24 protein-coding genes are annotated in these 26,410 nt (G+C 59.7%); 18 read left to right on the forward strand and 6 right to left on the reverse strand.

Going from position 1 to position 26,410, the window contains the following annotated elements:
* Positions 1-102 precede the first annotated feature (102 nt).
* From JH25_RS25020 to JH25_RS25000, 5 genes are all read left to right on the forward strand, one after another.
* Complete coding sequence (locus tag JH25_RS25020; RefSeq protein WP_032875835.1) at positions 103-885, forward strand: sugar phosphate isomerase/epimerase family protein; 783 nt, start codon at positions 103-105, stop codon at positions 883-885.
* Positions 878-1,819, forward strand: coding sequence for a sugar kinase (locus JH25_RS25015; protein WP_032875838.1), 942 nt, complete (start codon positions 878-880; stop codon positions 1,817-1,819). Before JH25_RS25020 ends, JH25_RS25015 begins: the two co-directional genes overlap by 8 nt.
* A gap of 45 nt (positions 1,820-1,864) precedes the next feature.
* On the forward strand, positions 1,865-3,157 hold the full coding sequence (locus JH25_RS25010) for an MFS transporter (protein ID WP_032875841.1): 1,293 nt from the start codon (positions 1,865-1,867) through the stop codon (positions 3,155-3,157).
* Positions 3,154-4,134 carry an NAD(P)-dependent oxidoreductase gene (locus JH25_RS25005; protein ID WP_032875844.1) on the forward strand — a complete coding sequence of 327 codons (981 nt, stop codon included), beginning with the start codon at positions 3,154-3,156 and terminating at the stop codon, positions 4,132-4,134. The genes JH25_RS25010 and JH25_RS25005 overlap by 4 nt, the downstream gene beginning before the upstream one ends.
* Positions 4,135-4,253: 119 nt before the next feature.
* Positions 4,254-4,625 (forward strand): hypothetical protein, encoded by a 372-nt coding sequence (locus JH25_RS25000; RefSeq protein ID WP_032875847.1) that lies wholly within the window; start codon positions 4,254-4,256, stop codon positions 4,623-4,625.
* Positions 4,626-4,640: 15 nt separating this feature from the next.
* Here the strand turns inward: JH25_RS25000 and JH25_RS24995 are convergent, their stop codons facing one another.
* Positions 4,641-6,266, reverse strand: a complete 1,626-nt coding sequence (locus JH25_RS24995) for a methyl-accepting chemotaxis protein (protein ID WP_032875849.1) — start codon at positions 6,264-6,266, stop codon at positions 4,641-4,643.
* Positions 6,267-6,499: 233 nt separating this feature from the next.
* On the opposite strand from JH25_RS24995, the gene JH25_RS24990 reads away from it, so the two are divergent.
* The gene (locus JH25_RS24990; protein ID WP_032875851.1) at positions 6,500-7,930 is read left to right on the forward strand and encodes a nucleobase:cation symporter-2 family protein; all 1,431 of its coding nucleotides are present in this window, start codon (positions 6,500-6,502) and stop codon (positions 7,928-7,930) included.
* Between the two features lie 12 nt (positions 7,931-7,942).
* Entirely contained in the window at positions 7,943-8,404 is a 462-nt protein-coding gene (locus JH25_RS24985) for an LEA type 2 family protein (RefSeq protein WP_005788636.1), read from the forward strand.
* A gap of 70 nt (positions 8,405-8,474) precedes the next feature.
* On the opposite strand, the gene JH25_RS24980 is transcribed toward JH25_RS24985, so the two are convergent.
* Positions 8,475-9,401, reverse strand: a complete 927-nt coding sequence (locus JH25_RS24980) for a carbon-nitrogen hydrolase family protein (RefSeq protein ID WP_032875855.1) — start codon at positions 9,399-9,401, stop codon at positions 8,475-8,477.
* Between the two features lie 89 nt (positions 9,402-9,490).
* Here JH25_RS24980 and JH25_RS24975 point away from each other — a divergent pair, with 89 nt between their 5' ends.
* Positions 9,491-10,411 carry a LysR family transcriptional regulator gene (locus JH25_RS24975; RefSeq protein ID WP_032875858.1) on the forward strand — a complete coding sequence of 307 codons (921 nt, stop codon included), beginning with the start codon at positions 9,491-9,493 and terminating at the stop codon, positions 10,409-10,411.
* On the opposite strand, the gene JH25_RS24970 is transcribed toward JH25_RS24975, so the two are convergent.
* On the reverse strand, positions 10,383-10,637 hold the full coding sequence (locus JH25_RS24970) for a hypothetical protein (RefSeq protein WP_003190904.1): 255 nt from the start codon (positions 10,635-10,637) through the stop codon (positions 10,383-10,385). The genes JH25_RS24975 and JH25_RS24970 overlap by 29 nt on opposite strands.
* Positions 10,638-10,799: 162 nt before the next feature.
* On the opposite strand from JH25_RS24970, the gene JH25_RS24965 reads away from it, so the two are divergent.
* On the forward strand, positions 10,800-11,120 hold the full coding sequence (locus JH25_RS24965; protein ID WP_032875861.1) for a DUF883 family protein: 321 nt from the start codon (positions 10,800-10,802) through the stop codon (positions 11,118-11,120).
* A gap of 33 nt (positions 11,121-11,153) precedes the next feature.
* Here JH25_RS24965 and JH25_RS24960 read toward each other — a convergent pair whose 3' ends face one another.
* Complete coding sequence (locus JH25_RS24960; RefSeq protein WP_032875863.1) at positions 11,154-12,185, reverse strand: Ldh family oxidoreductase; 1,032 nt, start codon at positions 12,183-12,185, stop codon at positions 11,154-11,156.
* Between the two features lie 170 nt (positions 12,186-12,355).
* Here JH25_RS24960 and JH25_RS24955 point away from each other — a divergent pair, with 170 nt between their 5' ends.
* Positions 12,356-17,494 (forward strand): dermonecrotic toxin domain-containing protein, encoded by a 5,139-nt coding sequence (locus JH25_RS24955; protein WP_032875866.1) that lies wholly within the window; start codon positions 12,356-12,358, stop codon positions 17,492-17,494.
* Positions 17,495-17,514: 20 nt separating this feature from the next.
* On the opposite strand, the gene JH25_RS24950 is transcribed toward JH25_RS24955, so the two are convergent.
* Positions 17,515-17,784, reverse strand: a complete 270-nt coding sequence (locus JH25_RS24950; RefSeq protein WP_032875869.1) for a PepSY domain-containing protein — start codon at positions 17,782-17,784, stop codon at positions 17,515-17,517.
* Positions 17,785-17,933: 149 nt separating this feature from the next.
* On the opposite strand from JH25_RS24950, the gene JH25_RS24945 reads away from it, so the two are divergent.
* From JH25_RS24945 to JH25_RS24915, 7 genes are all read left to right on the forward strand, one after another.
* Entirely contained in the window at positions 17,934-18,929 is a 996-nt protein-coding gene (locus JH25_RS24945) for a FecR family protein (RefSeq protein WP_032875872.1), read from the forward strand.
* 299 nt (positions 18,930-19,228) lie between these two features.
* Positions 19,229-19,669 (forward strand): hypothetical protein, encoded by a 441-nt coding sequence (locus JH25_RS24940; RefSeq protein ID WP_032875874.1) that lies wholly within the window; start codon positions 19,229-19,231, stop codon positions 19,667-19,669.
* Complete coding sequence (locus tag JH25_RS24935; RefSeq protein WP_032875877.1) at positions 19,669-20,217, forward strand: hypothetical protein; 549 nt, start codon at positions 19,669-19,671, stop codon at positions 20,215-20,217. The genes JH25_RS24940 and JH25_RS24935 overlap by 1 nt, the downstream gene beginning before the upstream one ends.
* A gap of 69 nt (positions 20,218-20,286) precedes the next feature.
* Positions 20,287-21,024 carry a hypothetical protein gene (locus JH25_RS24930; RefSeq protein WP_032875880.1) on the forward strand — a complete coding sequence of 246 codons (738 nt, stop codon included), beginning with the start codon at positions 20,287-20,289 and terminating at the stop codon, positions 21,022-21,024.
* A gap of 60 nt (positions 21,025-21,084) precedes the next feature.
* Positions 21,085-21,765 (forward strand): C39 family peptidase, encoded by a 681-nt coding sequence (locus JH25_RS24925; RefSeq protein WP_032875883.1) that lies wholly within the window; start codon positions 21,085-21,087, stop codon positions 21,763-21,765.
* Between the two features lie 37 nt (positions 21,766-21,802).
* Positions 21,803-22,546: a hypothetical protein gene (locus JH25_RS24920; RefSeq protein ID WP_032875886.1), complete on the forward strand. Its 744-nt coding sequence runs from the start codon at positions 21,803-21,805 to the stop codon at positions 22,544-22,546.
* A gap of 49 nt (positions 22,547-22,595) precedes the next feature.
* Positions 22,596-23,903 carry an autotransporter outer membrane beta-barrel domain-containing protein gene (locus JH25_RS24915; protein WP_032875889.1) on the forward strand — a complete coding sequence of 436 codons (1,308 nt, stop codon included), beginning with the start codon at positions 22,596-22,598 and terminating at the stop codon, positions 23,901-23,903.
* A gap of 543 nt (positions 23,904-24,446) precedes the next feature.
* Here JH25_RS24915 and JH25_RS24910 read toward each other — a convergent pair.
* Entirely contained in the window at positions 24,447-25,769 is a 1,323-nt protein-coding gene (locus tag JH25_RS24910; RefSeq protein ID WP_032875892.1) for a sigma-54 dependent transcriptional regulator, read from the reverse strand.
* A 344-nt stretch (positions 25,770-26,113) separates the two neighbouring features.
* Here JH25_RS24910 and JH25_RS24905 point away from each other — a divergent pair, with 344 nt between their 5' ends.
* Entirely contained in the window at positions 26,114-26,374 is a 261-nt protein-coding gene (locus JH25_RS24905; RefSeq protein WP_032875895.1) for a hypothetical protein, read from the forward strand.
* Positions 26,375-26,410 lie beyond the last annotated feature (36 nt).

The following is a 26,410-nucleotide window of genomic DNA, read 5'->3' on the forward strand; positions in this document are numbered from 1 at the left end:
GCCACTTCCAAGCTGACTGACACACCGCTTTCGCGGGCAAGCCCGCTCCCACATTTTTTGTTCTGCGCATGAAAATGAAACCGGTTTCAGAGGTAAACAACAATGCATAAATACCCCGTCTCCATCAGCCTTTCCAGCTACGGCGCCGACCTGGTTCGCCAGCAGGGTCAATTGAGTTTTGTCGCGCTGCTCAGCGCCGCCGGTGCCCAGCGCATTGAATGGCGTGAAGAACTGCTCACCACCGAGCAACCGGCCGAGCTGGCCCTGGCCGCTGCAGAACAAGGCCTGGAATCAGTATTTTCCTCGCCCTTGGAGCTGTGGGTCGCCGGCCGTGCCCAGCCCAATGCCGAGCTGGCCGCCACCCTGGACCGTGCCCAGGCCTTTGGCTCGGGATGGCTGAAGGTCTCGCTCGGTTACTTCACCGACACAAACGACCTGGAAAGCCTGCACGCCTTGCTCAACCGCCACCCGGTCAAGCTGCTGGTGGAAAACGACCAGACCCTGCACGGTGGGCGCATTGAACCCATGCAACGGTTTTTCACCGAAGTCGAACGCCTGGGCTTGCCGGTGAAAATGACCTTCGATATCGGCAACTGGCAGTGGCAAGACCAGTCCGCGCTCACTGCTGCGCGGTTGCTGGGCCGGCATGTGGATTACCTGCACTGCAAGGCCGTGGCCCGTCGCGCCGACGGCAAGCTCGTGGCCTTGCCGCCGGGCGCCACCGACCTGCATCTGTGGGAACAACTGCTCAAACACATGACTCAAGGTATTACGCGGGCGGTGGAATTTCCGTTGCAGGGCGATGACCTGGTCGAGGTCACTGCGCAACAGGTCGCCACCCTCGCCTGCCTTGGCCAACCCCGCGTGGAGAATGCGCATGTCTGAGATCGATATCCTGTCGTTTGGTGAAACCATGGCGATGTTTGTCGCCGAGCAGACCGGCGATCTGGGCCAGGTCGCGCAGTTTCACAAACGCATTGCCGGCGCCGACAGCAATGTCGCGATTGGCTTGTCGCGCCTGGGGTTCAACGTGGCATGGCTGAGCCGAGTAGGTGAGGACTCCCTCGGGCGCTTTGTGGTCGACACGCTTGGCAAGGAAGGCATTGATTGCCGCCATGTGGCCGTCGACCCGTTGCATCCCACCGGGTTTCAGCTCAAGTCGCGCGAAGAGGCCGGCGCTGATCCCCAGGTCGAGTACTTTCGCAAAGGCTCGGCGGCCAGCCATTTGTCCATCGCCGATATCAGCCCTGCGTTGTTGCAAGCCCGCCATCTGCACGCTACCGGGATTCCACCGGCATTGTCCGATGCCACCCGTGAACTCTCCTTCGAACTGATGACGCAGATGCGTAACGCCGGGCGCAGCGTGTCATTCGACCCGAACCTGCGCCCCTCGCTCTGGGCCAGCCAGGCGCAGATGATCCGCGAAATCAATGCCCTGGCCACTCTGGCGGACTGGGTGTTGCCGGGCCTGGGTGAAGGCCGCCTGCTCACCGGTTTCGAGGATCCTGCGGATATCGCTGCGTTCTACCTCGACCAGGGCGCCGAAGCCGTGGCGATCAAGCTCGGCCCCGAAGGCGCCTATTACCGCACCCACATGGACCAGGGCTTTATCGCCGCAGTCAAGGTGGAAAAAGTCGTGGACACCGTCGGCGCCGGCGATGGTTTTGCCGTGGGCATGATCAGTGCCCTGCTGGAAAACTCAAGCTTCCCCGAGGCCGTCCAGCGCGCTAACTGGATCGGCAGCCGCGCCGTGCAGAGCCGTGGCGATATGGAGGGTTTGCCGACCCGCGCCGAATTACCCACTCGATCCGTTGCGTAACCCATTACCTGTTGCCACAACTACAACAAGCTCAGGAGCAACCCCATGGAAACCGTGAAACTCGCCACCCGTCGTTGGTGGTACATCATGCCTATCGTGTTTATCACCTACAGCCTGGCCTACCTGGACCGAGCCAACTACGGCTTTGCCGCCGCCTCCGGGATGGCCGAAGACCTGATGATCACGCCCGGCATGTCTTCGCTGCTCGGTGCGCTGTTTTTCCTCGGCTACTTTTTCTTCCAGGTACCGGGAGCAATCTATGCGCAAAAGCGCAGCGTCAAAAAACTGATCTTCGTCAGCCTGATCCTCTGGGGCGGCCTGGCGACTCTGACCGGCGTGGTGTCCAACGCCTATATGCTGATCGCCATCCGCTTCATGCTCGGGGTGGTCGAAGCCGCGGTGATGCCAGCCATGCTGGTGTACCTGTGCCATTGGTTCACCCGTGCCGAACGCTCGCGGGCCAATACCTTCCTGATCCTCGGCAACCCGGTGACCATGCTGTGGATGTCGGTGGTCTCGGGCTACCTGGTGCAGCACTTCAGCTGGCGCTGGATGTTTATCATCGAGGGCCTGCCGGCCGTACTGTGGGCGTTCATCTGGTGGAAGCTGGCGGATGAAAAACCCGCCGACGCCAAGTGGCTGAGTGAACAGCACAAAAAAGACCTGGAAACCGCCCTCGCCGCCGAACAGGTGGGTATCAAGGCGGTGAAGAATTACGCCGAGGCGTTCCGTTCGCCCAAGGTGATCATCCTCGCCCTGCAATTCTTCTGCTGGAGCATCGGCGTGTATGGCTTTGTGCTGTGGCTGCCGTCGATCCTCAAGGCCGGCTTGCAGATGGACATGGTCGAAGCCGGCTGGCTCTCGGCGCTGCCGTACCTGGCGGCGGTGATCGGGATGCTGGTGGTGTCCTGGGGCTCGGACAAACTGCAAAAGCGTAAGCGCTTTGTGTGGCCACCATTGCTGATTGCGTCCATCGCCTTCTACGCGTCCTACGTGTTGGGTGCCGAACATTTCTGGTGGTCCTACACCCTGCTGGTGATCGCCGGTGCATGCATGTATGCACCCTACGGCCCGTTCTTTGCCATTGTCCCGGAAATCCTCCCAGCCAACGTCGCCGGTGGCGCCATGGCGCTGATCAACAGCATGGGCGCGCTGGGCTCGTTCGGTGGCTCGTACCTGGTGGGTTACCTCAACAGCAGCACCGGCTCGCCTGGCGCTTCGTACCTGTTGATGAGCGGCGCGTTGCTGCTGTCGGTGGTGCTGACGATTTTCCTCAAGCCCGGCGCGAGTGACCGCTCGCCGGTGCCAACCCTGGAGTTGAAGGTAAAAACCTCATGAAAAAGTCCGTTGTGTTGTACAAGAAACTGTCCGCGCCGCTGATGGCCCGCCTGCATGAGCAGGCCGAGGTCACGCTGATCGATGCACTGGATGAGGCCGGCCTGGCCAAACTGCGCGATGCGCTGCCCAGCGCCCATGGTCTGTTGGGTGCAAGCCTGCGCCTGGATGCCCGGTTGCTCGACCTGGCACCCAAGCTGGAAGCCGTGGCCAGCGTCTCGGTCGGGGTCGACAACTACGACATCGACTACCTGACCCAACGCGGCATTCTGCTCAGCAACACCCCGGATGTGCTCACCGAAACCACCGCCGACACCGGCTTTGCGCTGATCCTGGCGACCGCCCGGCGTGTGGTCGAGTTGGCCGACATGGTGCGTGCCGGCCAGTGGAACAAGAACATCGGCCCGGCGCATTTTGGCAGCGATGTGCATGGCAAGACGTTGGGTATCATCGGCATGGGCCGCATCGGCGAAGCCTTGGCCCAGCGTGGGCATTTTGGCTTCGGCATGCCGGTGATCTACCACAGCCATTCGCCAAAGCCTGCGGTGGAGGCGCGCTTTGGCGCGCAGTACCGAAGCCTCCAGGACTTGCTCAAAGAGGCGGATTTTGTCTGCCTGACCCTGCCGTTGACCGCCGAAACCGAGAAGCTGATCGGCGCCGAAGAGTTCGCACTGATGGGGCCGGAGACGATCTTTATCAATATCTCCCGCGGCAAGGTGGTGGACGAGGCTGCGCTGGTCGAAGCGTTGCAGCAACGCACCATCCGGGCGGCTGGGTTGGATGTGTTCGAGAAGGAACCGCTCAGCCACGACTCGCCGTTGCTGCGCTTGAACAACGTGGTAGCGACGCCGCATATCGGCTCGGCGACTCATGAGACGCGCGAGGCGATGGCCAAGTGTGCGGTGGATAATCTGCTGCAGGCGTTATCAGGCGAGCGGCCACAGAATCTGGTCAATCCACATGTGTGGAAGCGTTCTTAACACGCCAAAACTGCGGTGCCTAGCTGTGAACCTTGACAGTATCCCTGTGCTCAGAAAAGCGCTGGAATGACTTTGCGCCCCAACTGAGGCAGGGGCACTAACTCAAGGAGAGTAATGTCATGACGCCTGAAAACAGCACAGGTCCGGTTCCCGTCAAACCTGAGTTACCGGCGGAGGTCGCCAATGGCGTTACCCCCGCCTACCTGCAAGCCAACGGCGACACACTACTGATGACAGTTCCCGTTTATCCCACGCAAGTCGTAGGAAGCAAGATAGGAATGCGGATCGGGGGGCCTGACGAAGAACCCATCGTTCCTTACGTTATTACCAGCACAACCACCGCAGCAATTGTCCCGATCACTGGCGATGTGCTACGTACCTTTCCAGACGGTGTTCACCTGATCTATTACACCATCACCAACACCTCCGGCCAAGTAAGCCCTAACTCCAAAGGCGCATTCCTGCGCCTGGCCTTGAAGACAACCACATGAGAACACGCTGAGCGGTTAGATAACGAACCTGGCCACCATCCCATTCAAATCCACCGCCAACCTCGACAGCTCATGGCTGGCCGCGCTGGTCTGGTTGGCGCCCGCCGCTGACTGGGTAGCCAGGTCGCGGATGTTGACGAGGTTGCGGTCTACTTCGCGGGAGACCTGGGCCTGTTCTTCCGAGGCGCTGGCAATCACCAGGTTGCGTTCGTTGATCAGGCTGATGGACTGGGTGATCTGCTCCAGGGCCACGCCGGCAGCACGGGCCATTTCCAGGGTGGCCTGGCTGCGTTGGTTGCTTTGCTGCATGGACTGCACCGCTTCACCGGTGCCATTTTGGATGCCAGCGACCATCTTCTCGATTTCCTGGGTCGATTGCGCGGTGCGATGGGCCAGGGCCCGCACTTCGTCGGCAACCACCGCAAAGCCGCGCCCGGCTTCGCCGGCACGGGCGGCTTCAATCGCGGCGTTAAGCGCCAACAGGTTGGTCTGCTCGGCAATCGCACGGATCACGTCGAGGACCTTGCCGATATCCCGTCCTTGAGTCGCCAGGCCTTCGATCATCACGGCGGTGTTTTGCACATCCTGGGTCATGGTCTGGATCGCGCCGACAGTATCCATCACCCGGTCGCGGCCTTCGCGCGCCACGTGGTTGGACTGCCCGGAGGCCTCGGAGGTGGAGACAGCATTACGCGCCACTTCCTCTATCGCTGCGGTCATCTCGTTGACCGCCGTGGCGGCTTGATCGATTTCATTGTTCTGTTGCTGCAGGCCACGAGAGGCTTCCTCGGTCACCGCACTCAGCTCTTCTGCCGCCGAAGCCAGCTGCGTGGCCGAGCCGGCGATATGCTGGATGGTCTGGCGCAGGTTGGCCTGCATGCTCGACAAGGCACTGAGCAAGCGCGCAGGTTCATCCTTGCCATCGTCCGCGAAGGTTTTGCTGAGGTTGCCGGCGGCGATGGTCTCGGCAACTTCCACGGCTTTGCGCAATGGCGTAACGATGCTGCGGGTCAGCAGCCAAGCCAACAGCACCGTGAGCAATGCGGCCACCACCGACACTGCCACCACACCGGTGATTGCGCCCTCATAACTTTGCCCAGCCGCCGCGTCGGCGGTTTTAGCATCGGCGGCATTGAGGGCGATCAGCTTGTTCAACTGCTCGCCCATCTGGTCGGTGCCGTCCTTGATGCGGCTGTTGATCAGCGCGCGCATTTCATCGACCTTGCCTTGCTTGGACAACACCAGCATGTCGGCCTGGGCCTTCAAGTAATTATCCAGCGTCACGCTGAAGGTCTTGTACATCACCGCCTCTTGCTCGCCCATCGATAGCTGGGCGTAATGGGCCTGGGCGGCCTTGACCTTATCGGTCAGCACGCCGATGCGGGTTTCGGCTTCCTGCAGGGCAGCCGGTTCGCGGTTGACCAACACCCGGAACGACAGGATGCGCATGCGCAGTACGTTTTCAGTGATGTTGCCCAGGGACGTCACGCTGGGCAGCTGGGTTGCGCTCATGTCCACGGAAGACTGCCGGATCTGCGTCATGCGGTTGACCGCAAACACCCCCAGGATGACCACTAACACTGCAATGAAGGCGAAACCGAGAAACGCTCGAGGCGCAATATTCAGGTGACGAAGGGACATAGGGCTGCTCTCAGAAGTAGTGTTTGCGAACGTCCCTGTCGCGAAACGATCTGTCAGCGTCAACGCGCCGGCCAGACCTTGGTCACCACTGTTGTCGTTGTAATGTGGGCCTATATTCACTATCGGCCGGGACAGTTTTTTTGCGCAGGGTCTTTATTAATATTTTTTTACACTTCTGACGACTGACGGTTTCTGGCATTCTTCGCCTCCATTTTCCGACCCGAGCCATCATTTTGTCTGACGCTCAAGCCCCTCGCCCGCGCTATAAATCCGACCTGATCTACGGCCTGGAAGACCGCCCGCACTTCACCGCCGCGATATTTGCCGCCCTGCAGCACGTCTTGGCCAGCTTCGTCGGCATCATCACCCCGACCCTGATTGTCGGCGGCGTGTTGGGCCTCGAAAGCGAAGTGCCCTACCTGGTGAGCATGGCGTTGTTCGTCTCGGGGCTCGGCACCTTTGTGCAGGCACGCACGTTCGGTCCAGTGGGTTCGGGCCTGTTGTGCCTGCAAGGCACCAGCTTTTCGTTTATCAGCGTGATTCTCAGTGCGGGCTTTATGGTCAAGGCCCGGGGCGGCGGCACCGATGAAATCCTGTCGACGATCTTTGGCATCTGCTTTTTCGCCGCGTTTATCGAGGTGCTGCTGAGCCAATTCATCGGCAAGCTGCGCAAGCTGATCACCCCGGTTGTGACTGGCACCATCATTACCTTGATGGGCCTGTCACTGATCAAGGTGGCAGTCACCGACATGGCGGGCGGCTATGGCGCGGGCGACCTGGGCGCCGCCAGCAATATGGGCCTGGCGGCGCTGGTGCTGCTGACCATCGTGGTGCTCAACCGTTTCAACAACCCGTTCCTGCGCCTGGGTTCGATCGTGATCGGCCTGACGTTGGGCTTTGTGGTGGCGTGGTGGCTGGGCCGCGTCGACATGGCCGCCCTGCCCCAGGTGCCGTTGATCAGCGTGCCGGTGCCGTTCAAGTACGGCTTCTCGTTTGACTGGGTGGCATTTATCCCGGTGGCGGTGATCTTCCTGATTTCGCCTCTGGAAGCGGCTGGAGACCTGACAGCCAATTCGATGATCTCCCAGCAACCGGTCAAGGGCCCGCTGTATATCAAGCGCATCAAATCCGGCCTGCTGGCCGATGGCCTCAACTCGGCGATGGCCGCTACCTTCAACAGCCTGCCGATGGTGACGTTCGCCCAGAACAACGGCGTGATCCAGCTGACCGGCGTGGCCAGCCGCTACGTGGCGTACTTTATCGCCGGGCTGCTGGTGCTGCTGGGGTTGTTCCCGATGATCGGCGCGGTGCTGCAACTGATGCCCAAACCAGTACTTGGCGGCGCGACCCTGATCATGTTCGGCACCGTGGCCGTGGCCGGGATCAAGATCCTCGCCGAAGCCGGCCTGCACCGGCGCAATGTGCTGATCGTGGCGATTTCCCTGGGGATGGGCCTGGGCGTCGCCGCAGTGCCGGAAGTGCTGCGCGATTTGCCCAAGGCGCTGCACAACATCTTCGAATCGCCGATCACTGTGGGCGCGTTCTGTGCAATCCTGCTGAACATTTTCCTGCCCGAAGAGTTCATAGAGCTGGAAGAAGATGAATTCGATCCGGAGTCCTCTACCCTCAAGGTCATGCAGGACCCGGACGTCACGAAACAGTAGGAGCACTTTTATATGCGCAAGCTCATGGTTCTTTCGTTGTTGTTGCTGAGCTTGAGCGCCTGCGCGCTGTTCCCCAATCGCGACCCGGTGAATATCAACGTGGTGGGCATCGAGCCCCTGCAAAGCCAGGATCTGGAAGTGCGCTTTGCCGTGAAGCTGCGGGTGCAGAACCCCAATGAAACGGCAATCGACTACAACGGCGTGGCGCTGGATCTGGAAGTCAATGGCCGGCCGTTGGCGTCCGGGGTAAGTGACCAGGCCGGCAGCATCCCACGTTTTTCCGAGACGGTGCTGATGGTCCCCGTGAGTGTTTCGGCGTTCTCGGTGTTGCGCCAGACCCTGGGCCTGAGCCAGACCCAAAGCCTGAATAACCTGCCCTATGTGCTGCGCGGAAAACTGGCGGGCGGATTGTTCGGCACCATGCGCTTTGTAGAGCGTGGCACTCTGGATTTGCCCAATACCGCCACCTGGTGATGCGCGAGTGATCTGATCCAAATCTGCGAAATGCAAGCTCGCGCCTACAAAAGCCTTGGGTTGACCCGGTTCAATCAGTGATGTAGCGCACGCCTGACTTGGCGCGCTCGTCCACCACCAATTCAAAAATATCCGGCCGAGCGTAATGCCCCACTACGTCGTAGTCGTAGCGTGCCCGCACCAGATCATCTGTATTGATCTGCGCCGTCAACAAACCCGCCTCCCCCAGCAACGGCCCCGCCAAAATATCGCCCATGGGCCCGACGATCACGCTACCGCCGGCAATCAACGGGCGCTCCGCCGGCCAGTTGGCAACCTCCACACCCAAGACCTGCGGTGATGCCTGCACCTGGCAGGCGCTGACCACAAAGCAACGGCCTTCATGGGCAATATGGCGCATGCTCACCTGCCACATCTCGCGCTCGTCCACTGTGGGCGCACACCACACCTGCACGCCCTTGGCATACATCGCCGTGCGCAACAGCGGCATCATGTTTTCCCAGCACACCGCCCCGCCGATACGCCCGACAGCCGCGTCAATCACCGGCAAGGTTGAGCCGTCGCCCTTGCCCCAGATCAGCCGCTCAGTGCCGGTCGGCATGAGTTTGCGGTGCTTGGCGACCAAACCGCTCGACGGTTCGAAATACAGCACCGTGCAATACAGCGTGCTGCCACTGCGCTCGATCACGCCGAGCACCAGGCTCGCACCGGTACGCGCCGATAACCCGGCCAGCGCCTTGGTCTCCACGCCCGGCACGTCGATGGCATTGGCAAAGTACCGCGCAAAGGCTTCACGGCCTTCGGGCAGGCGATAGCCCAATTGCGTGCCGAAGCTTTCGCCCTTGGGATATCCCCCCAGCAACGCCTCAGGCATCACCACCAACTGCGCGCCACTGCGCTGTATTTCATCTTCATAGGCCAGGATCTGCGCCAGGGTTTGCGCTTTGCCGCCAGGCAAGGAGCCGATTTGCAGGGCTGCGACGATCGATACGGGCATGTGCTCACTCCGGTAATAAGGGTTGCCCATTCTCCCGCCAGACTCGATCATGAATAAAGCCCACCTCAGTGCTAAATGATATGAGCCAAATGAATATCGCCCAGGTTGACCTGAACCTGCTGAAAACCTTCGAAGCCCTGCACGACGAGTCCAGCGCCAGCCGTGCTGCCTTGCGCCTGGGCGTTACGCAATCGGCAATCAGCGCCGGTTTGCGGCGTTTACGCGAACTATATGGCGACCCACTTTTCGTACGCACCGGTCGCGGCCTGGCGCCCACCCTGCGGGCCAATCAGTTGAAACCGGTGATCAGCGAGGCATTGGACCGCTGCCGACAAAGCCTGGCGATGATCCACCCGGATAACCCGCATTATCAGGGGCGATCGGTGGTGTTAGGTCTGTCAGACGATTTCGAAATCGCCTACGGCCGGCAGCTGATGGACGCCATTGCAGAGCGCCTGCCGAAACTGCGGGTGATCTTTCGCCAGACCCACAGCCAGATCGTTGCGGCTGCCCTGCTCGACCGCAACCTGGACCTGGCCATTACCGCCGGCGGGTTTGCCGAGCGCAGGCTGAGTCGGCAAGTGCTGGGCGAAGGTGACTACCGTTGCCTGGTTGACCCAGGTAGCCTGGCGCCCGATCAGCAAGGTATCGAGCTTGCAGAATTCATCGCACGCGACCATGTGCTGGTGTCGTCAGGCGGGTTTATCGGTATTACCGATGAAGGGTTGGCGGCGCAGGGCTTGAGCCGCCAGGTATGTGCGTCCACCAGCCACTTTGCGGCGCTGCCGTACCTGCTCAAAGGCAGCGCGGCGGTGGCGACGATCCCCGGTCATGCGGCCCAAGCGATTGCGCAGATGACCGGCTTGCGTGTGCTGCCCTGCCCGCTGGCGCTGCCGCACTACCCGGTGGAGTTGGGCTGGCGTACCCAGGCCCAGCTTGATCCGCTGTTGCTCAAGGTTCGCGAGGCGATCGTGGCGTGCTTTATTTCGCCGCTGCCATCAGCTTGTTGACTTCACTGCGCACCATGTTGGAAAACTCCGGCGGCGACATGCCGTCAAGTTCGGCGCGCACCCACTCGGCCCATTTTCCCTTGCGCTTGGCGCGCTCGCCGAACAAACGGGCCGCTTCGCCCTTGGCTTTGCCCAGGTTGGTTTGCCAAAGGTCGTAGAGGCGCGACTTTTCGTCTTCCAGCTCGGCGCGTTCGGCGAGGGTCTTGTTGGCGAGATTGAAGCTCATGTTGTATTACCTGCTGCACAAATGACTGACATCTTACACTGTAGGCCCAAAGGGCCTGATCACCATTGTGCCGCAAATGGACGGCTCGCAAAATAACTGCAACTTTTGCCGCTGCCCGATACTCCATTGTTCACTGTCACATTCACTTGCAAGGAGTCACACATGGCCCGCAAAACCGCCGCCCAAGCCGTCGAAGAACAAATCAAGGATCAAGCCTTCAGCGAACTGACCGCGCTGATCGAAGAATCGGACAAACTGCTCAAAAGCAGCGCATCCCTGGTAGGCGAGGAAGGTGAAACCCTGCGCGAGCAGGTTGCCATCAAACTCAAGCAAGCCCTGGATTCGGTGTCCAGCGTCCGTGAGCGCAGCAAGCCAGTCGTGGACGCCACCGAGACCTACATCGGCGGTCATCCATGGCAGACCGTGGCCATTTCCGCAGGCTTTGGCCTGGTGGTGGGTCTGCTGCTGGGTCGCCGTAACTGATCAGCACGGGCTGCGCCCATGGCGCAGCCTGTTTCACCCCGCCGCCAGTTCTCGCAGTTGCCGAAGGTCCTGCGCGTCAAGCTCTATGCCTGCTTCCTGCGACTCCGCCCGTGTGCGATGGCGCCGATCCCCCGGTAATCGCCGTAACCCCGCCGCATGCATCTGCCGCACCAGTTCCTGGCTGCGCTCGGCAAAGCTTTGCCCGGCGGTTTTGCGCGGATCGATCACTATCAGTAATTGGCCGGTCCAGGGCGTACGCGCTCCCGGATGATCGGCCCAATTGAATTCGAACGAAAAATTGCCGCCTGTCAGTGCCGCCGCCAGCAACTCGACCATCATCGACAACGCCGACCCCTTATGCCCACCAAATGGCAACAGCGCGCCCCCCTCCAGAATGGCTTTCGGGTCCTGGGTCGGCTGGCCCAGGCTATCGACGCCCATGCCTGGTGGGAGCCGTTCGCCTTTGCGCGCGGCGATCTGCACGTCGCCATGGGCGATGGCGCTGGTGGCCAGGTCGAACACAATCGGCGCGCCATCGGCCCGCGGCGCAGCAAACGCGATGGGGTTGGTGCCGAACAACGGGCGATCAGCGCCATGGGGCACCACGCAGGTCATGCTGTTGACCACACTGAGTGTAACCAGCCCTTCTTCGGCGAAAGGTTCGACGTCCGGCCACAAGGCCGCAAAGTGATGGGAATTGTGGATAGCCAGTAACGCAATGCCGGCGCTGCGGGCCTTGCTCACCAGTAACGCACGCGCGGCCGCCAGAGCGGGTTGGGCGAACCCATTGGCGGCGTCGACCCGTACGAAGCCTGACGCAACGTCGGTCACGATCGGCACGGCGGCGCCATTGACCCAACCGCTGGCCAGGGTCGAGAGGTAACCCGGGATACGAAAAATACCGTGGCTATGAGCGCCATCACGTTCAGCGCTGGCGCAATTATGCGCAAGGATCGCCGCCACTTCTGGCGAGGTGCCGTGCCTGACGAAAATCTGTTGGAGCACCCCCACCAACTCAGTGAAGCTGATGAAGGCCGTGACAACTGTCGGAGACTGCGCAGACATTTGAAGCTCCATTTTTATGATTGGAAGGGGCAACGAATGGACATCCAGGCCGTCGATTAAACACCACCTGCAGCGCTCACTGTCAACTTACGACGAGACTCAATAGTTACCCCCGCCAGTCATCGGTGCCTGCCTACCCTGTGTCTTCCTATTCACGCTGGAGACAGGCGATGACCCGTGTCACCCCGCCCTATTTTTTCGACGAGTTCCTGCTACCCGTCAATCGCTCGACGTTGAGCGAGCGCGAACGCGCCCTGGGGTTCACCGTCAAGGATCTGGAATGGCTGCACGGCGTGTATTACGCCAGCGACGCCAGCCGTCAGGATACCCGCCTGCAAAGCCCGCCCATGCGTGTAGAAAAGCTAATGATCAATGTGTCGGGGCAGGCTGCGATCCCACTGGCCGGCGCGTTTTTGATGAGTTCCACGCCCGACGGTGCCAAGGCTCTGCTGTACACGCCTTATGGTGGCATCCAGGTGTTTGACAGCCATGCCTCGCTGCTTGCCGAGGTCAGTCAGGCGTTGGCTGATTCGGTACAGCGCGTGGAGTTGCTGAGTTTTCTGTCGATTGCACAGCGCAACAGTCTGCCGGCGGATAGCGTTCTGACACTGACCACTTCGCCGGTCCTGGGTGCGGTCATGCAAGACCAGGAACAAACCCTGCAGGCCTGCCAACAGGCCAACGTGCAAGCAATGCTTGAGCACTTGCAGAAGACCCCGACCTTGTCCGCCATGCTCGACACATTGCTCGGCATAATGGCGCACCCTCATTTCCCCGGCCTGGATCAGCGGCAAACGCAAGTGAACTGCTTTCTCCAAAGCCCGACGGATGCCGATCGACGCTGGATCGACTCCCTGTCGTTACGTGATGCGTTATTGCAGTTCTATGTCAAACATGCCTGGCCCTTGGGGCAAACTCGCGAATTCATCAACCCCAAGCACGTCACCAGCCACTTCACCCAGCCCCAGTTGCAACAAGACCGCGAGTATTGGGACACGCTCATCGAACAAACCTCCGGTACGCTGTCCAAATTGCTCGAGAGCCTGCTACAGACCTACTGGAACGAAGACATCGACAGCGGCACCTCACGCCTTGACCTGTTCGCGCAAATCCTGGCTGACAAGTTCCGCCTCGATGTGCTGCTCAAGCGCCAGAACGGCATCCTCAGTGCTGACGAAAGCCATATGCTCCAGGCCCTGCTCCTCAGCGACCAGGGCGCTCGCAGCACCTACGCCGCCAAACTGAGCGTAGAAAAAGTGCGCATCTACGCGCCGTACCAGCACTACGTGGAACTGGCCAGTACCCTGATGCTGCATGACAGCCATGCCTACCTTTACACCCAATCCCGCGGCTTGCAGGTACTTAAAGATCTGGACGATCTCAAAGACACGCTATTGACCATGCTCACCGCCGCCGGGCACGAAGATGAACTGCTCAATTTCCTGTCTCTGGACGAGCGCAACACCTTTATCGGCCTGGACCAGATCAACGTTGCCGCACACCCCGTCACCGGGCACGTGTTCACCGACATGATCGAAGACATCGCCGCCAAGCAGACCAGTAATATGAATCATGCCCTGAGCCTCTATCGCAGCAGCGCCGGCCAGGTGGACCTGGAAGCATTGCTCGATTACGCCCTGGACATCCGCACCATGCTCGACAGTCGCCTGGCCGACCTGGACACCGATGGGCGCTGGACGATACATCCCGTCAGCAGCGGCAATGGCCGCCCCTCCACGGTGCAAGCCGAGCGCGCCAAGCTGCACCTGCAACGCCTGCGCGCTGCCCAAGAAGGATTGCAGATCGAGCGCCTTAAGCACCCGACACTGCGCAGCATGGCCACCCTGGCCCTGAACACAGAACTGCAAACCCAACGACTGGACCTCAAGGCCGACGAGATTTATGTCAACACTTACGCGTCCCGCGCCGAGCAGCGTGAGGAGCGCGCGCCTGTGTCTTCGCTGAGCATGGTTGAACATTTCATCGAGCGCCTCGGCCAGAAGAGCAAGCCGCTCCCAGTGTCTTCCAGAACTGGGTTTTACGCAGAACGCAACCAGGGTGTCGCCCTGAAGCTCAATAACATGCCCCTCAAAACCTTCAACAACATGATCGAACGGGTCTTGAAGGTGTTTGCCGGCCACGAGATGCGTGAACTCCCGCGCCTGTTCCTGAACAATATCCGCGATAAACACGCGCACTCGATGCTGTTGGGCTTGCGCAGCGAGGCTGAACTGCGACTGCTGGGTAAAACGCTGACGCACCGCAGCAACGCCATTCTTGATGCGGTCCTGCGAACTGACAGCCTGGCGCGCCTGACCCGACATGGGATCAACGGGTTTCTGCCGGATGCTTATGCGCTGGCATTGCACAAGGGTACGTCCGACGCGCTGCTGCCGCTGGCCAATCTGTTTGTGCTGACCGAACGTGGCGGCCTTGACCCCAAGAATTCGGGCCAGGCGATCCTATGGACGCCTCGGCGTGGTCATGAGGTTTTTGCGTCGGTCTCGACCCTGCGCGAGGCGCTCACCCAGCGCCTGGCGCATCCGATCAAACGACTATCGCTACTGGAGAATCTGTCATTGTCCCAGCGCGTGCCTCATCAGGCGTATCGCCTGGCTGCGCTGCAACGTATTGACGATAACCTGCTGGACAATCGCCTGAAAACCTACGGCGATTACGTCATGGACTCGGTAGACCGACTGCTGGCCATGGACTTGCCGGCGCGCGCCGTGCAGGACCGCCTGGATGAGATCCTGCAGATCCCGGCGCCCACCAACCTTGCACGAGCCAAGGCGCTGGCCGATGCCATGGTCACCCAGCAGGCCCTGCCCGTGTGGCTGGCAATGGCGCCCGCCAAGGAGCAGATCTACCATGCAGAACTGCTTGAGCAATACCACAACAGCGCCCCGGAAGAGGAAGACTACCTGCAGGGCATCCTGTCCCTGCGCGAGCACACCTTTGGCGCCCTGAGCAAGCTGCTCCAGGCACGCTTCCCCGAACACACAATCAGCCCCGATGACGTGCTGATTCCCGTGCACCAGGCCCTCGACATCCATGACTACAGCCTGACCGATTTTGCCTTGCGTCACTGGCCGGACCTGAACAACCAGACTATCGGCCCGCGATCGCGCACCGCCACACCGCTGCCGGACACCCTGGATGCCAATGCGCTGGTTCAACTGGTGCGGCAACTGGACTTGAAATCGGTGTACCAAAAGCGATTGCAAACCGAGATGGACACCCGCACGGAAGCTGCACGCAAACGCCGGCGCCTGTTCTGTCGGCAACTGCCATGGCAGGTGTTGCAATACGCCCACGAGCAACATCTGCAAGAACGCCTGTCAAACAAGGCCTTGGGCTTGGTCCAGCAGGTGTTCGACATGCCTGACGGCCTGGCACGTGCGGCGTTGAAGGACGTATCGACGCTGATCCGGCCCGTTGAGCTGGTGGCGACTGCAGGCGCTACTGCCGCCAAGGTATTGGGCATGTACCTGATCAGCCCTGGAGGTAAAGAGGCCGGTCCGGTAGTGCTCTATGCGCCCTACAGTGAAAACCACGTGCTCAAGCAATATGACAACGAGCAAGCGCTGCTGGATGAAGTGGAGCGACCAGGGGAACTGCAGGACTGGGTCATTCAGCACCTGGAAGATCCGCACCAGGCCGTTTACCGCAGCTTGCTGCAAAACAACCTTCATCGCTCTTCGGATATGAGCCTGGCCTCATCTGCCGTGACCGGCAACCTGCTGCACTATTTATTCAGTGAGAACACGCTGATCCTGCTAAAAATGCTCGCCTGCCAGTTCGAAAAAGGCTCCAAGCTGCTTTGGGATAAAGTGGTGGGCGTGTTCGGCAAGGGCATACCCACGGCAGTGCACTTCATGGCGGGCAAACTCGCCTATCCACTTGTGGTCTGGCGCAGCTACCAGTTAGTCAAGCGCTCGGCTGAAGCGCTGCAACTGCACCAGTGGAAAGCCGCGATGAAGGACTTCAGCCTGGCCGTGGTGCAAATGGCCGCCCTGTACAGCGAGCTTGATGGCAGCGAAACCCCACCGCCTGATGACGCTGACCTGGTCGACCTGCCGGAAGGCGGCCTGCCCACCGCCACTGCCCCGGGCCTGCGGGACGTCACCGCCACTTCGCGAACGCGGTTGCAGCGCTTGGAGGGCTACGACATCGCCCTGGAGGACCTTGAGCTGGACACCTCCACCCATGTCTACAAGGATAAGGCGAGCGCCAAGAGTTACGTGCCGCTGGCAGGCAAGGTGTATCCGGTGAAGAAAACCAAGGAGCACTGGCGCCTGGACAACGACGATCAGCAGGGCCCCTACGTCGGTCGCAATGCTGATGGCAAATGGGTAATGGACCTGAGCATACACAAGCCCCGCTTCGGCCAGGCCTGGACGCGGCAAAAAGTGCGACGAGCCGAAAGGCGCGACATCAATATTGAAGCGCAGGGCATAAGGGCGATCGCTGCAGTGTCAAGCTGGAAAGCCCAAGTCATCGACGAAGCCTTGAACGTATCGACTTACTACGCCGTCAACTGCAAGCGCAACATCCATCACTTTGCAGAGCTGCTCAAGCCTGATAGCCGGGTAGGCCTGTTTTTGTGCGACCTGTTCGGCACTCTCAATCTGAACCCGGCCCAAGTGAAGAAAATCGAGGACATCATCGATGGAATACTGGATGAGCTAAGCGACCCCACCTTGATCGGGCCTGACTCAATGCGCTTTGTCAGCGGGGAAAGCGTGAAAGCCCCCACCACTGATTACGCGATGGTGCTTCTCGGTGACAGCGAGCGCAAAGTGTACCTGTTCGAAAGGTTCTTCCATCCAAACCTGGCTGAATACGCCACCATACTGAGTGAACCTTTCGACATGTTCGCCCATGCCAGAGCCTCTACCCTGATCCATGAGCTGACGCATCTGCGGTTCAAGACAGAGGACATTGCCTACCTGCGGAGCCTGGAGCCATTCCGAGACCTGATCGATACGGCAAAGCCGGGTGCTCAGGCGGTGAAGACGCGCCAAGATGATTTGCAAACGAGCGGGCTGTCGACGTTGACGCCGGCAACTATGCTATTCAAGGCATGGGATGACATATCCAATACCTGGGAGGATTACGGCTTTTTCACCGCCACCAGCTTCCTCAAACGCAGAGTCCTGAATATCACGGGTGCCAAGACCCTGAATGAGGCCCGAGAAGTTTTCATGAGCAATGTCGACAAGCGTATTGACGTCATTCTATCCAACGCCGACTCAGTCAGTTACCTGATTACACATCTGGGGAGAATGCTGGATGAGGGGGCCTGAGCAGGCCCCCAACACGTGAATCAATCTTTCTGGTCGCGCAGGACATTGCCCGAGGCGCCGTCGATTCGTGCTTCATACACCACGCCGTCGGATTTACGGCCTTTGACTTCCCAGTAGCCGTCGTTATCGGCTTCGGCGGCGTAGACCTCGACATACCCAGCCTTGGTCTTCGCCACTTCAATAGCTTTTTCAATCGGAATCCAGCCCGCACCCGGCTTGTCTGCCAGCGCAGCGCCGGCGCTCAACAGCGCGGTGGTTGCACACAGGGCGGCTAAGGTTTTCTTCAACATTTTCGTACTCCTTGGTGGATGACAGTGTGTTTCCTGATTTTTTAGGCGCGTTTAAACAAGAATAAGTTCCAATTGATATGCAATCGCCATGATGCTGTTCTCGCCGTAAGGCTCGGGGGGGTAGAATGTGGGGAAATCAGGATGGATAAATGAGCGAAAAGTCCCTTTCAGAAGCCGAATACGACGCCATCACCGACGCCGCTGCGCATTGGTGTATGCGTGTGCATGCCAGCGACTGCACGGCGGCTGAACGTCAGGCCTTCGAACATTGGCACGATGCCCACCCGCTGCACGCCTTCGAGTATGCCGCGATGTTGGAAATCTGGGACGTGGCCGATCATTTGCCCCGCAATGCGCCTGCACCGCTTGTGGTGCCGCTCAAGCCTCGTAAACGCTGGCGCTCTTATGCGGTGGCAGCCGCTATCTGCCTTGCTGCTCTGCCGCTGGCCGCCTTCACGGGCTGGGAAGCCGGTTGGTTGCCAAGCTCATACGAGCGGTTTGACGCCACCAACGGGCTGCGCAAAGTTACCCTCGGTGACGGCAGTGAGGTGGAGTTGAACCTGGGCACCGAGCTGGTCTACAGCCACTACAAGGATCGTCGCCAGGTGAAGTTGGCCAAGGGCGAAGCGTTTTTCAACGTCACCCACGACAGCGAGCACCCGTTTATCGTGCAGGCTGGCGAAGGCCAGGTTCGGGTGACGGGCACCCAGTTCAATGTGTGGAAGTATGAAGACCAGGTGCGGGTAATGTTGCTGGAAGGCTCGGTGCAGATCACCAGCGACGCGGTGCATGGCAGCGTGCCGTTGACTCCGGGGATGCAGGCCAGCTACCACCGCGGCGACGCCACGCCGCAAGTCGCCGCGATCAAACCCAATGACCCTGCGCTTGCCTGGCGTACGGGCAAGCTGGTGCTTGATAACCTTGCATTGGCCGATGCGTTGCCGCTGATCAACCGATACCTGAACAAGCCAGTGATGCTGGCGGATGCTGGCACCGGGAGCATTCGCATTGGTGGCATCTATAACCTCAGCGAGGTCAACAACCTCATCCCTTCCCTGCCCAAGGTCCTGCCGGTCTACCTGACCCGCAACCAGGATGGCAATCCCGTACTCAACTCCATCCCGGGTAAAACGCCCAAGGGTTGAGGCGCGTTTTTTTTACTTCAGTGTCCACTTTTGAAACACCTCGGTACGCTGAATCGCCCAGCGGCTGCGGATTCATGCATCTGTCATCGAGACTGTTTCATCGCTGACACAGTTGAAGAGTGTGGCCGGGCATATCGCGCCGCCCAGCGACTGTTTCATGCTTGAAACACTGCTATCGGCGATGCGCGCAGAAAAATCGCAACCTATTGAGTTTCAAACGTAAACGAAAAGCGGCACGGGTTCTGCTCTTTCCCTGATAACGCTGTTTAGGGTCAGCGTTCAGAAAAAGGACTGCCGCCGTGATCACACTCACACACGCCTCGATAACCGTACTGCTGATCAGCTGCGTGCTCAGCGCCGGCATCAGCCATGCGGGCGATGGCGTTATCGTGACAGGGCGAACCGTGCAGGGTCACATGTACGGACGCACCTCCCTCCCCGATCCATACCCCACCACTGCCAACGCCAACCCCAGCAAAGAAATCATCAGTGCCACCTCCGGCGAACTCAGTGATCGGGACATTGGCGGCATCCGCAGCGGTTCTGGCCTTGCGCGATCCATCCAGCCCAACGGCAACCTGTCTGGCCTGGGCGCCACGCAAAACAGCCTGTCGACCCAGGGCGCCGGTGCAGCCGCCGGCCATGGCGCGGGCAGCAGCATGGCTGGGCAGATCAATGGTTCGATCCAGCGCGGCATGGCGCCCTTGAACAATCTGGGCAACATGCTGGGGGGCAAATGATGAAGCGCATCCTGTTGACCATCGCCCTGCTGGGCAGCGTCTCGGCAATGGCCGACAACACCGCCGTTATCAATAACAGCGGCCAACAGTACGAAGGTGTGCTGTCGATCAACCAGGCCGCCGGCAACCAGCAACAGATGTCCAACAGCCGCGCAATTGCGCTCGATGGCCAGGCCACCAATGTGAATATCCAGCGGCTCGACGGCAACGTCGACCCGTCCTTGAGTGCCAAGGTGGCGATTCAGGGCGCTTCATTTATCAATGGCAACGGCGTGCTGGGCGTTAACCAGTCGGCCGGGGCCAATAACCAATCAATCAACGCGGTGCGGATCAGCCTCAACCCTGGCCCGCAAAGCATCGATGACAGCGTCCTGTTGCAACAGAACACGACGCAGTTGACCGACTCAGGGCTCACCCCCACCACTGGCAGCCGCCAGGTCGCGACCAGCGACCAGGCCTTCACCGGCAGCCGAGGAGTGATTCAGGTGAACCAGAGTGCCGGGGTGGGGAACCGAGTGGCTAACACCCTGGGCATCACTATCAAGTAACCGCTTGGTAGACGTTAGTTAGACCGTACCAACACTTAACCCAACTAATTAGAAGCAAGGAGAAACACCATGAAACCTCAAATGGCTCTGAAACCTCTGGTTTTCGCTCTCGCCGCACTCATGGCAGCAGCTGCTCAAGCGGGTGGCTGGCACCCAGCGCCTCAGCCAACGGGCGTAATTGCTGCTGTCGTCACGGATGTACAAAACAGCGCAGGCAATAAATTCAACGACACCAAAACCGAAAACAACGCGTCTGCCGATGACTCCGTCAATGGCAACAGCGGTAACGTCGGCGTCAACGTGCAGTCTGGCAGTGGCAACCAGGCCGACAACTCTGCCGCCATCTCCAGCGCCAAAGGCGATGCAGCGACCGTGTTCGGCGTGGTCGACGTGAATCAAAACAGCGGGCTGAACAGCTTCATCAACAAAGGCACGCAAAACAACTCCTCCCTGGATAATGCTGTTAACGGTAACTCCGGCAACGTCGGTTACAACGGCCAGTCCGGTCAAGGCAACCAAGGTAAAAACAACCTGGCTATCGTGACCGCTGACGGGAAAAATATCGCGGCGGCAGCCAATACCGAACAAAACTCGCTTGCCAACAACTTCCTCAGCACCGCCGCCAGCAGCCACGGCTATGGTGGCAAAGCTCAATACGTGTCGAACAATTCCAGCCTCGACAACTCGGTCAACCGCAACTCCGGCAACGTAGGCGTCAACCTGCAATCCGGTGCGGGCAACCAGGGCAGCAACAGCCTGTCGATCGGCCAGGGTTGCACTGTGTGCAGCAGCGGCGTGCGCTTCTGATCCAACGGGGCCTTGGCAACAAGGCCCTTTTTATTTCAGTGTCCAACAGGTCATTCGATCATGCGTATCGCGACCCTCACCCTCTTGATGTTGCTCACCGGCACGACCTGGGCAGGCACCATGGCGATTTCCGCCATGCCCGGCGGTGCGGTGATCTTCAAGAAGGTCGAGAGCATCCGTGAGCGCCGGTTCGCCAACCTGGTGGAACAGAAAACCGATTTCAGCTGCGGTGCCGCGGCACTCGCGACCATCCTGCGCCAGGCCTATTGGCTGGACGTCGACGAAGACCACATCATCAAAGGGATGCTGGTAACCGCCGACCAGGACCTGGTGCGCACCCAAGGCTTTTCCATGCTGGATATGAAGCGCTACCTCGAAAGCATCGGTATGCGTGCCCGCGGCTACAAGATCGCACCCGATACCCTGGTGACGGTGAAGATTCCCGTGGTGGTGCTGCTGGAGATTCGTGGCTACAAGCACTTCGTGGTGATGCAGCGGGCCGACAAGGACTGGGTGTATATCGGCGATCCCGTGCTGGGGCACAAGCGCTATTCCCGTGACGACTTCGTCAAAGGCTGGAATGGCATTGTGTTTGCCGTGCTGGGTGAAGGTTACGACAAGGCCAACGTCTTGCTTGACCCGCCCACTCCGCTGACGGCCAAGAACCAGTTGAACGAGTTCCGGCCCGTGGGCGATGCCGAGTTGATGGATTTCGGTTTTATCCAGAGCGACTTCTTCTAGAAGCGCAATAAGGGGCAGGACGCCCCAGGAGCAGCAGATGAACACTTTCCGTTGGCTGACGGTCTTGTGTCTGGCAGCCTCTATGCCCGCCTATGCTTCATCGGCTTTCAAACCGATCGAACTCAATGATGCGCAGATGGCCGACTTGCGTGGCCGTTACGTAATGCCGGGGCGCATCATCAGCTTCGGTATTGTCATGAGCAGCACCTGGACCAACGCCGTCGGTGACCGCATTACCGGCACGGCCAACATGCAGATCGACAAGACCACCGTTACTCCGCAATTCTATGTGCAAACCACCGGCTCCACGGGTAACGGCAGCCTGCCAAACACCGGCACCGGTAATGTGGTCGGTGGCGCCGGCCTCGGCAGCGGCCAGGGCGTAACCCAAAGCGTGCGCACCGCAGGCGATGGCAACACCGCCTACAACGATGTGGGCATCAGCATCGAGAATGGTGTCGCCCCCGCCAGTAACCTGCAAACGGGGCAAGTGCTGATGGCCGGCGGCACCGTGACCGGCGACAGCGCGGCGGGCCGCGTCAGCGTTTCGGCCAACAATGGCGGCGTGCAGATGGCGATCCAGGCCAACCACAACCAGGGCAACAGCCTGCAGCAGATCGGCGGCGGCAATGTGCTGCAGGGTACGGTGCTGACCGGCAACAGCAACCTTGTCAGAAACATCACCCAACTCAACGTCGTGATGAACAATAACGGCTTGAACAACGGCGCGTTGAACTGCAATTTGGATCAACTCAAAGGCCTACGCACGCTCGGTTATTGAACTACGCTGACCCTCGACACTTTCGCATTAGAACAGGACGGCTTATTTCATGCATCGATCGTTATCGCTACGCGCGGTGATTTGTTTAAGTACGCTCTTGCCCGCATCCTTGCTGTATGCCGCGCCAGACGCCGATATCGAAACCCTGAAAAAGGAACTGCTGGAACTCAAGCAACGCTATGACGTGCAGCAAAAAGCCTTGGCCGTGCTGGAGCAACGCGTGCGTCAGGTAGAGGATCAACCCGCAGCGCCCGCCCCCAAGCGCTTGGCCAAATCACCTGCCGACTTCAAGCAAGGCGCTAACGCTGTCGCCGCCACGGGTACCGGTGCAGCCGCAGCGTCAGGTGGTGCAGGCGGTGGCGGCAGCTCCTACGGCCAATCCCTCAAGGACGACTCGGCCCCTGCGCAAAGTGTGAGCAACCTGTACAACGAGGCCAGCGGCTTTTTCGGCAATGGCAAGTTCAGCGTGGAAACCGGCATCACCTATGCCCGTTACGATGCACGCCAATTGACCCTCAATGGCTTCCTGGCGCTGGACTCGATCTTTCTGGGCAATATCAACCTGGACCGGATCAAGTCCGACAGTTGGACCCTGGACCTTACCGGGCGCTACAACGTCGACAACCGCTGGCAGTTCGATCTGAACGTCCCCGTGGTGTACCGCGATTCGACCTACCAGTCCGGCGGCGCCGGCAACGATGCCACCGCCACCTCGGAAGCCTCGGTGACCCGCGACCCTACCATCGGTGACGTCAACTTTGGCGTGGCCTACAAGTTCCTCGACGAAACGCCGACCTTGCCGGATGCGGTAGTGTCTGTGCGCGTCAAGGCGCCCACGGGTAAAGAGCCGTTCGGCATCAAGCTGGTCAGGCAACCCAATAACGACAACCTCTACTTGCCGGAAAGCCTGCCTACGGGCAACGGGGTCTGGTCGGTTACACCGGGCATTTCCCTGGTCAAGACCTTCGACCCGGCGGTGCTGTTCGGTTCGCTGTCGTATACCCACAACTTCGAAGACTCGTTCGATGACATCAGCAGTGAAGTCAACCAGAAGGTGGGGGGCAAAGTACGCCTGGGCGACAGCTTCCAGTTCGGTGTCGGTGTGGCGTTCGCCTTGAACGAGAAGATGAGCATGTCGTTCTCGGTTTCCGATCTGGTGCAGCGCAAGAGCAAGCTCAAGCCGGACGGCGGCGACTGGCAATCGGTGGTGTCCAGCGATGCCAACGCGGGTTATTTCAACGTAGGCATGACGATTGCCGCCTCGGATAACCTGACCATTGTGCCGAACCTGGCGATCGGGATGACCGATGATGCGCCGGACTTTACGTTCAGCCTGAAATTCCCGTACTACTTCTGACCGCGAAAAAGTGGGAGGGGCAAGCCCGCGAAGACGTCGGCCCAGCAAACATTGATGTTGGTTGATCCACCGCTATCGGGGCATAGGTATCTACACAACTTTGCAGTCGCCAATGGCAACCACGATGCGAAGCGAGCCGTTCTTGATCTTGATCTGCTTTTGATCTCAGGCGCCCCGTCAAACCACGCTGGCCGGAATTCGACAGGGATTTGGGGGGTAAACCGGCAGGGATGCCGGTTTAGCCGCCCCGCGCCATGGATGGCGCGTGGCGGCGGCCCCCCAAATCCCTGGCGGATTACGGGCACACCGAGCCCAGGCGAGGTGCCGAGTGGTGGGGCAAGAGCCTTTTGGTTACTTTTGGGCTCTTCTTTTCAAAAGTGACCCGCTGTAAGAGCGGAACCAGTAGCAGCCGTTACCCAAATAACGGATATGTACTCGGTCTAATCCAACATCCCGGCCGGTCCTGAGGCCGCCATCGGGAGCAAGCCCCCTCCCACAGGGGATCTGCGCTTAACTGACCGGCATTACCCTCCACAACCCGCCTTAGCGGATCTGGTGCTTGTGCAGCAGCCGGTAGAACGTCGGCCGGGAAATCCCCAGCACACGGGCTGCAACACTGAAATTATCACTGTGCCGATTGAGCACATCGCACAACGCCTGGCGTTCGGCGCGGTGCTTGTAGTCTTCCAGTGTCGCCATCGGCGGCGAAAGTACCTGCTGGCCTTGCAGCCCCAGGTCCACGGCTTCGATCTGGCGCCCTTCGGCCAGCACCAGACCGCGGCGCACACGGTTGGCCAGCTCACGCACATTGCCCGGCCACGGGTGTTGCCCCATCGCCACCAATGCCTCTTCGCTGAAGCTGCGCGGGCGTCGGCCGGTTTCCTGGCTGTAGAAACGCGAAAAATGATTGGCCAGCATCGCCACGTCACCATGGCGCTCGCGCAATGGGGCCGTGACTACTTGCAAGACATTGAGGCGGTAATACAGGTCTTCGCGAAAGGCGCCCTTCTCCACCGCGGCTTCAAGATCCACATGGGTGGCTGCCAGCACCCGCACATCCACCGAAATGGGTTGGCTGCCGCCGACGCGCTCGATATGTTTTTCCTGAAGAAAGCGCAACAGGTTGGCTTGCAGCTCCATCGGCAAATCGCCGATTTCATCCAGAAACAACGTGCCACCGTGGGCCGCCTCAATCCGTCCGACCTTGCGCTGATGTGCGCCGGTAAAGGCGCCCTTTTCATGGCCGAACAGTTCCGACTGGATCAGATGTTCAGGGATCGCCCCACAGTTAATCGCCACAAACGGCTTGGCGTGGCGCTGGGATTGCCGATGAAGGGTCTTGGCGACCAGCTCTTTGCCGGTGCCGCTGTCGCCACGAATCAGTACCGGCGATTCGGTGGGCGCCAACTTCGACAACAATTTGCGCAGTTCACGAATCGGGCGGCTGTCGCCTAACAACTCGTGGGGTTCATCTACCGGCACGACACCTTTGCCCCGCAATCGCGCCATGCCAAACGCACGCCCAATGGTCACCTGGACCCGAGCCACATCGAACGGCAAGGTATGAAAATCGAAGAACCATTCGCAGACAAAATCTGCGACATTCTGCAAACGCAGGACTTCAGGACTGAGCACGGCGATCCACTCGGTACCGCTGCGGCCAATCAACTCCTTGACCGCCTCGGGGCGTTCCAGATGGCAGGGCTGCAAGCGGAGCAGGCCCACATCGCAAGAACGATCCCCCACCGCCTGCAATGCACAGCTGTCAACTTCCCAGCCGGCAGTGCGCAAGCCGGGTAGTAGCCTGTGACAGTCATCACAGGGCTCGACTACCAGCAAGCGGCGTTGAACAGGTGTCACAATCATGACGATTCCTTGGCGCCAAGATTATTAAAGTTATTTAGAAACAAGGATTTGGGGCGCCTGGCGCTAACCCTAGCAAGATCTTGACGCTCACCTTGTACTATTTCGCTATAAGTGCGGGCAAAAAGCCATGTGTGTTTAATCGGGGGCAAAAAGTTTGCTGCTGCCGAAACTTTCAATCAGCTTTCAAAACAGCCGCTTACATGACGTTAGTCAGGGAAAGTTAAAATTTCTTGCTCTAGCATGTGACCCGCACCCCACCATCGTGCATCAGTACAAGTAACCCACCGCACGGTCAGCCCAACCGCCGGTACTCACTTGAATGGGCATACAGAGAGAAGACCCAAATGAACGCTCCGCTGCGCATCAACGAAGCTCTTTTGATTGCAGACCGTGCCTTCCAACCCTTTCAGTGCGTGGCCTGGCACGATGGCAATGGCGCCCTCAGCCTGAGCGTCATCGACCGTACCAACACCCGTATCGGCAGAAAACAGCTGTCGTCGACTGCCTATACCGACCCGGCTCAACTTGAAGACCTGTTGTTGCAGGCTCGCGCCGAGCTCGACAAAGATGGCTACCAGTTACAGTCCTGGGCAATGCCGAAGTAATTCAATGCGGCAACTTCCAGCCAACGTCAAACATCG

The organism is Pseudomonas sp. BRG-100 (assembly GCF_000737955.1).
GTDB classification, from domain to species: Bacteria; Pseudomonadota; Gammaproteobacteria; order Pseudomonadales; family Pseudomonadaceae; genus Aquipseudomonas; species Aquipseudomonas synxantha_A.

Bases quoted from the DNA above. Each gene is read 5' to 3' on its own strand.
- JH25_RS25020 (WP_032875835.1), top strand. From the start codon at position 103: ATGCATAAATACCCCGTCTCCATCAGCCTTTCCAGCTACGGCGCCGAC.
- JH25_RS25015 (WP_032875838.1), top strand. From the start codon at position 878: ATGTCTGAGATCGATATCCTGTCGTTTGGTGAAACCATGGCGATGTTT.
- JH25_RS25010 (WP_032875841.1), top strand. From the start codon at position 1,865: ATGGAAACCGTGAAACTCGCCACCCGTCGTTGGTGGTACATCATGCCT.
- JH25_RS25005 (WP_032875844.1), top strand. From the start codon at position 3,154: ATGAAAAAGTCCGTTGTGTTGTACAAGAAACTGTCCGCGCCGCTGATG.
- JH25_RS25000 (WP_032875847.1), top strand. From the start codon at position 4,254: ATGACGCCTGAAAACAGCACAGGTCCGGTTCCCGTCAAACCTGAGTTA.
- JH25_RS24995 (WP_032875849.1), bottom strand. From the start codon at position 6,266: ATGTCCCTTCGTCACCTGAATATTGCGCCTCGAGCGTTTCTCGGTTTC.
- JH25_RS24985 (WP_005788636.1), top strand. From the start codon at position 7,943: ATGCGCAAGCTCATGGTTCTTTCGTTGTTGTTGCTGAGCTTGAGCGCC.
- JH25_RS24980 (WP_032875855.1), bottom strand. From the start codon at position 9,401: ATGCCCGTATCGATCGTCGCAGCCCTGCAAATCGGCTCCTTGCCTGGC.
- JH25_RS24975 (WP_032875858.1), top strand. From the start codon at position 9,491: ATGAATATCGCCCAGGTTGACCTGAACCTGCTGAAAACCTTCGAAGCC.
- JH25_RS24970 (WP_003190904.1), bottom strand. From the start codon at position 10,637: ATGAGCTTCAATCTCGCCAACAAGACCCTCGCCGAACGCGCCGAGCTG.
- JH25_RS24965 (WP_032875861.1), top strand. From the start codon at position 10,800: ATGGCCCGCAAAACCGCCGCCCAAGCCGTCGAAGAACAAATCAAGGAT.
- JH25_RS24960 (WP_032875863.1), bottom strand. From the start codon at position 12,185: ATGTCTGCGCAGTCTCCGACAGTTGTCACGGCCTTCATCAGCTTCACT.
- JH25_RS24955 (WP_032875866.1), top strand. From the start codon at position 12,356: ATGACCCGTGTCACCCCGCCCTATTTTTTCGACGAGTTCCTGCTACCC.
- JH25_RS24950 (WP_032875869.1), bottom strand. From the start codon at position 17,784: ATGTTGAAGAAAACCTTAGCCGCCCTGTGTGCAACCACCGCGCTGTTG.
- JH25_RS24945 (WP_032875872.1), top strand. From the start codon at position 17,934: ATGAGCGAAAAGTCCCTTTCAGAAGCCGAATACGACGCCATCACCGAC.
- JH25_RS24935 (WP_032875877.1), top strand. From the start codon at position 19,669: ATGAAGCGCATCCTGTTGACCATCGCCCTGCTGGGCAGCGTCTCGGCA.
- JH25_RS24930 (WP_032875880.1), top strand. From the start codon at position 20,287: ATGAAACCTCAAATGGCTCTGAAACCTCTGGTTTTCGCTCTCGCCGCA.
- JH25_RS24925 (WP_032875883.1), top strand. From the start codon at position 21,085: ATGCGTATCGCGACCCTCACCCTCTTGATGTTGCTCACCGGCACGACC.
- JH25_RS24920 (WP_032875886.1), top strand. From the start codon at position 21,803: ATGAACACTTTCCGTTGGCTGACGGTCTTGTGTCTGGCAGCCTCTATG.
- JH25_RS24915 (WP_032875889.1), top strand. From the start codon at position 22,596: ATGCATCGATCGTTATCGCTACGCGCGGTGATTTGTTTAAGTACGCTC.
- JH25_RS24910 (WP_032875892.1), bottom strand. From the start codon at position 25,769: ATGATTGTGACACCTGTTCAACGCCGCTTGCTGGTAGTCGAGCCCTGT.
- JH25_RS24905 (WP_032875895.1), top strand. From the start codon at position 26,114: ATGAACGCTCCGCTGCGCATCAACGAAGCTCTTTTGATTGCAGACCGT.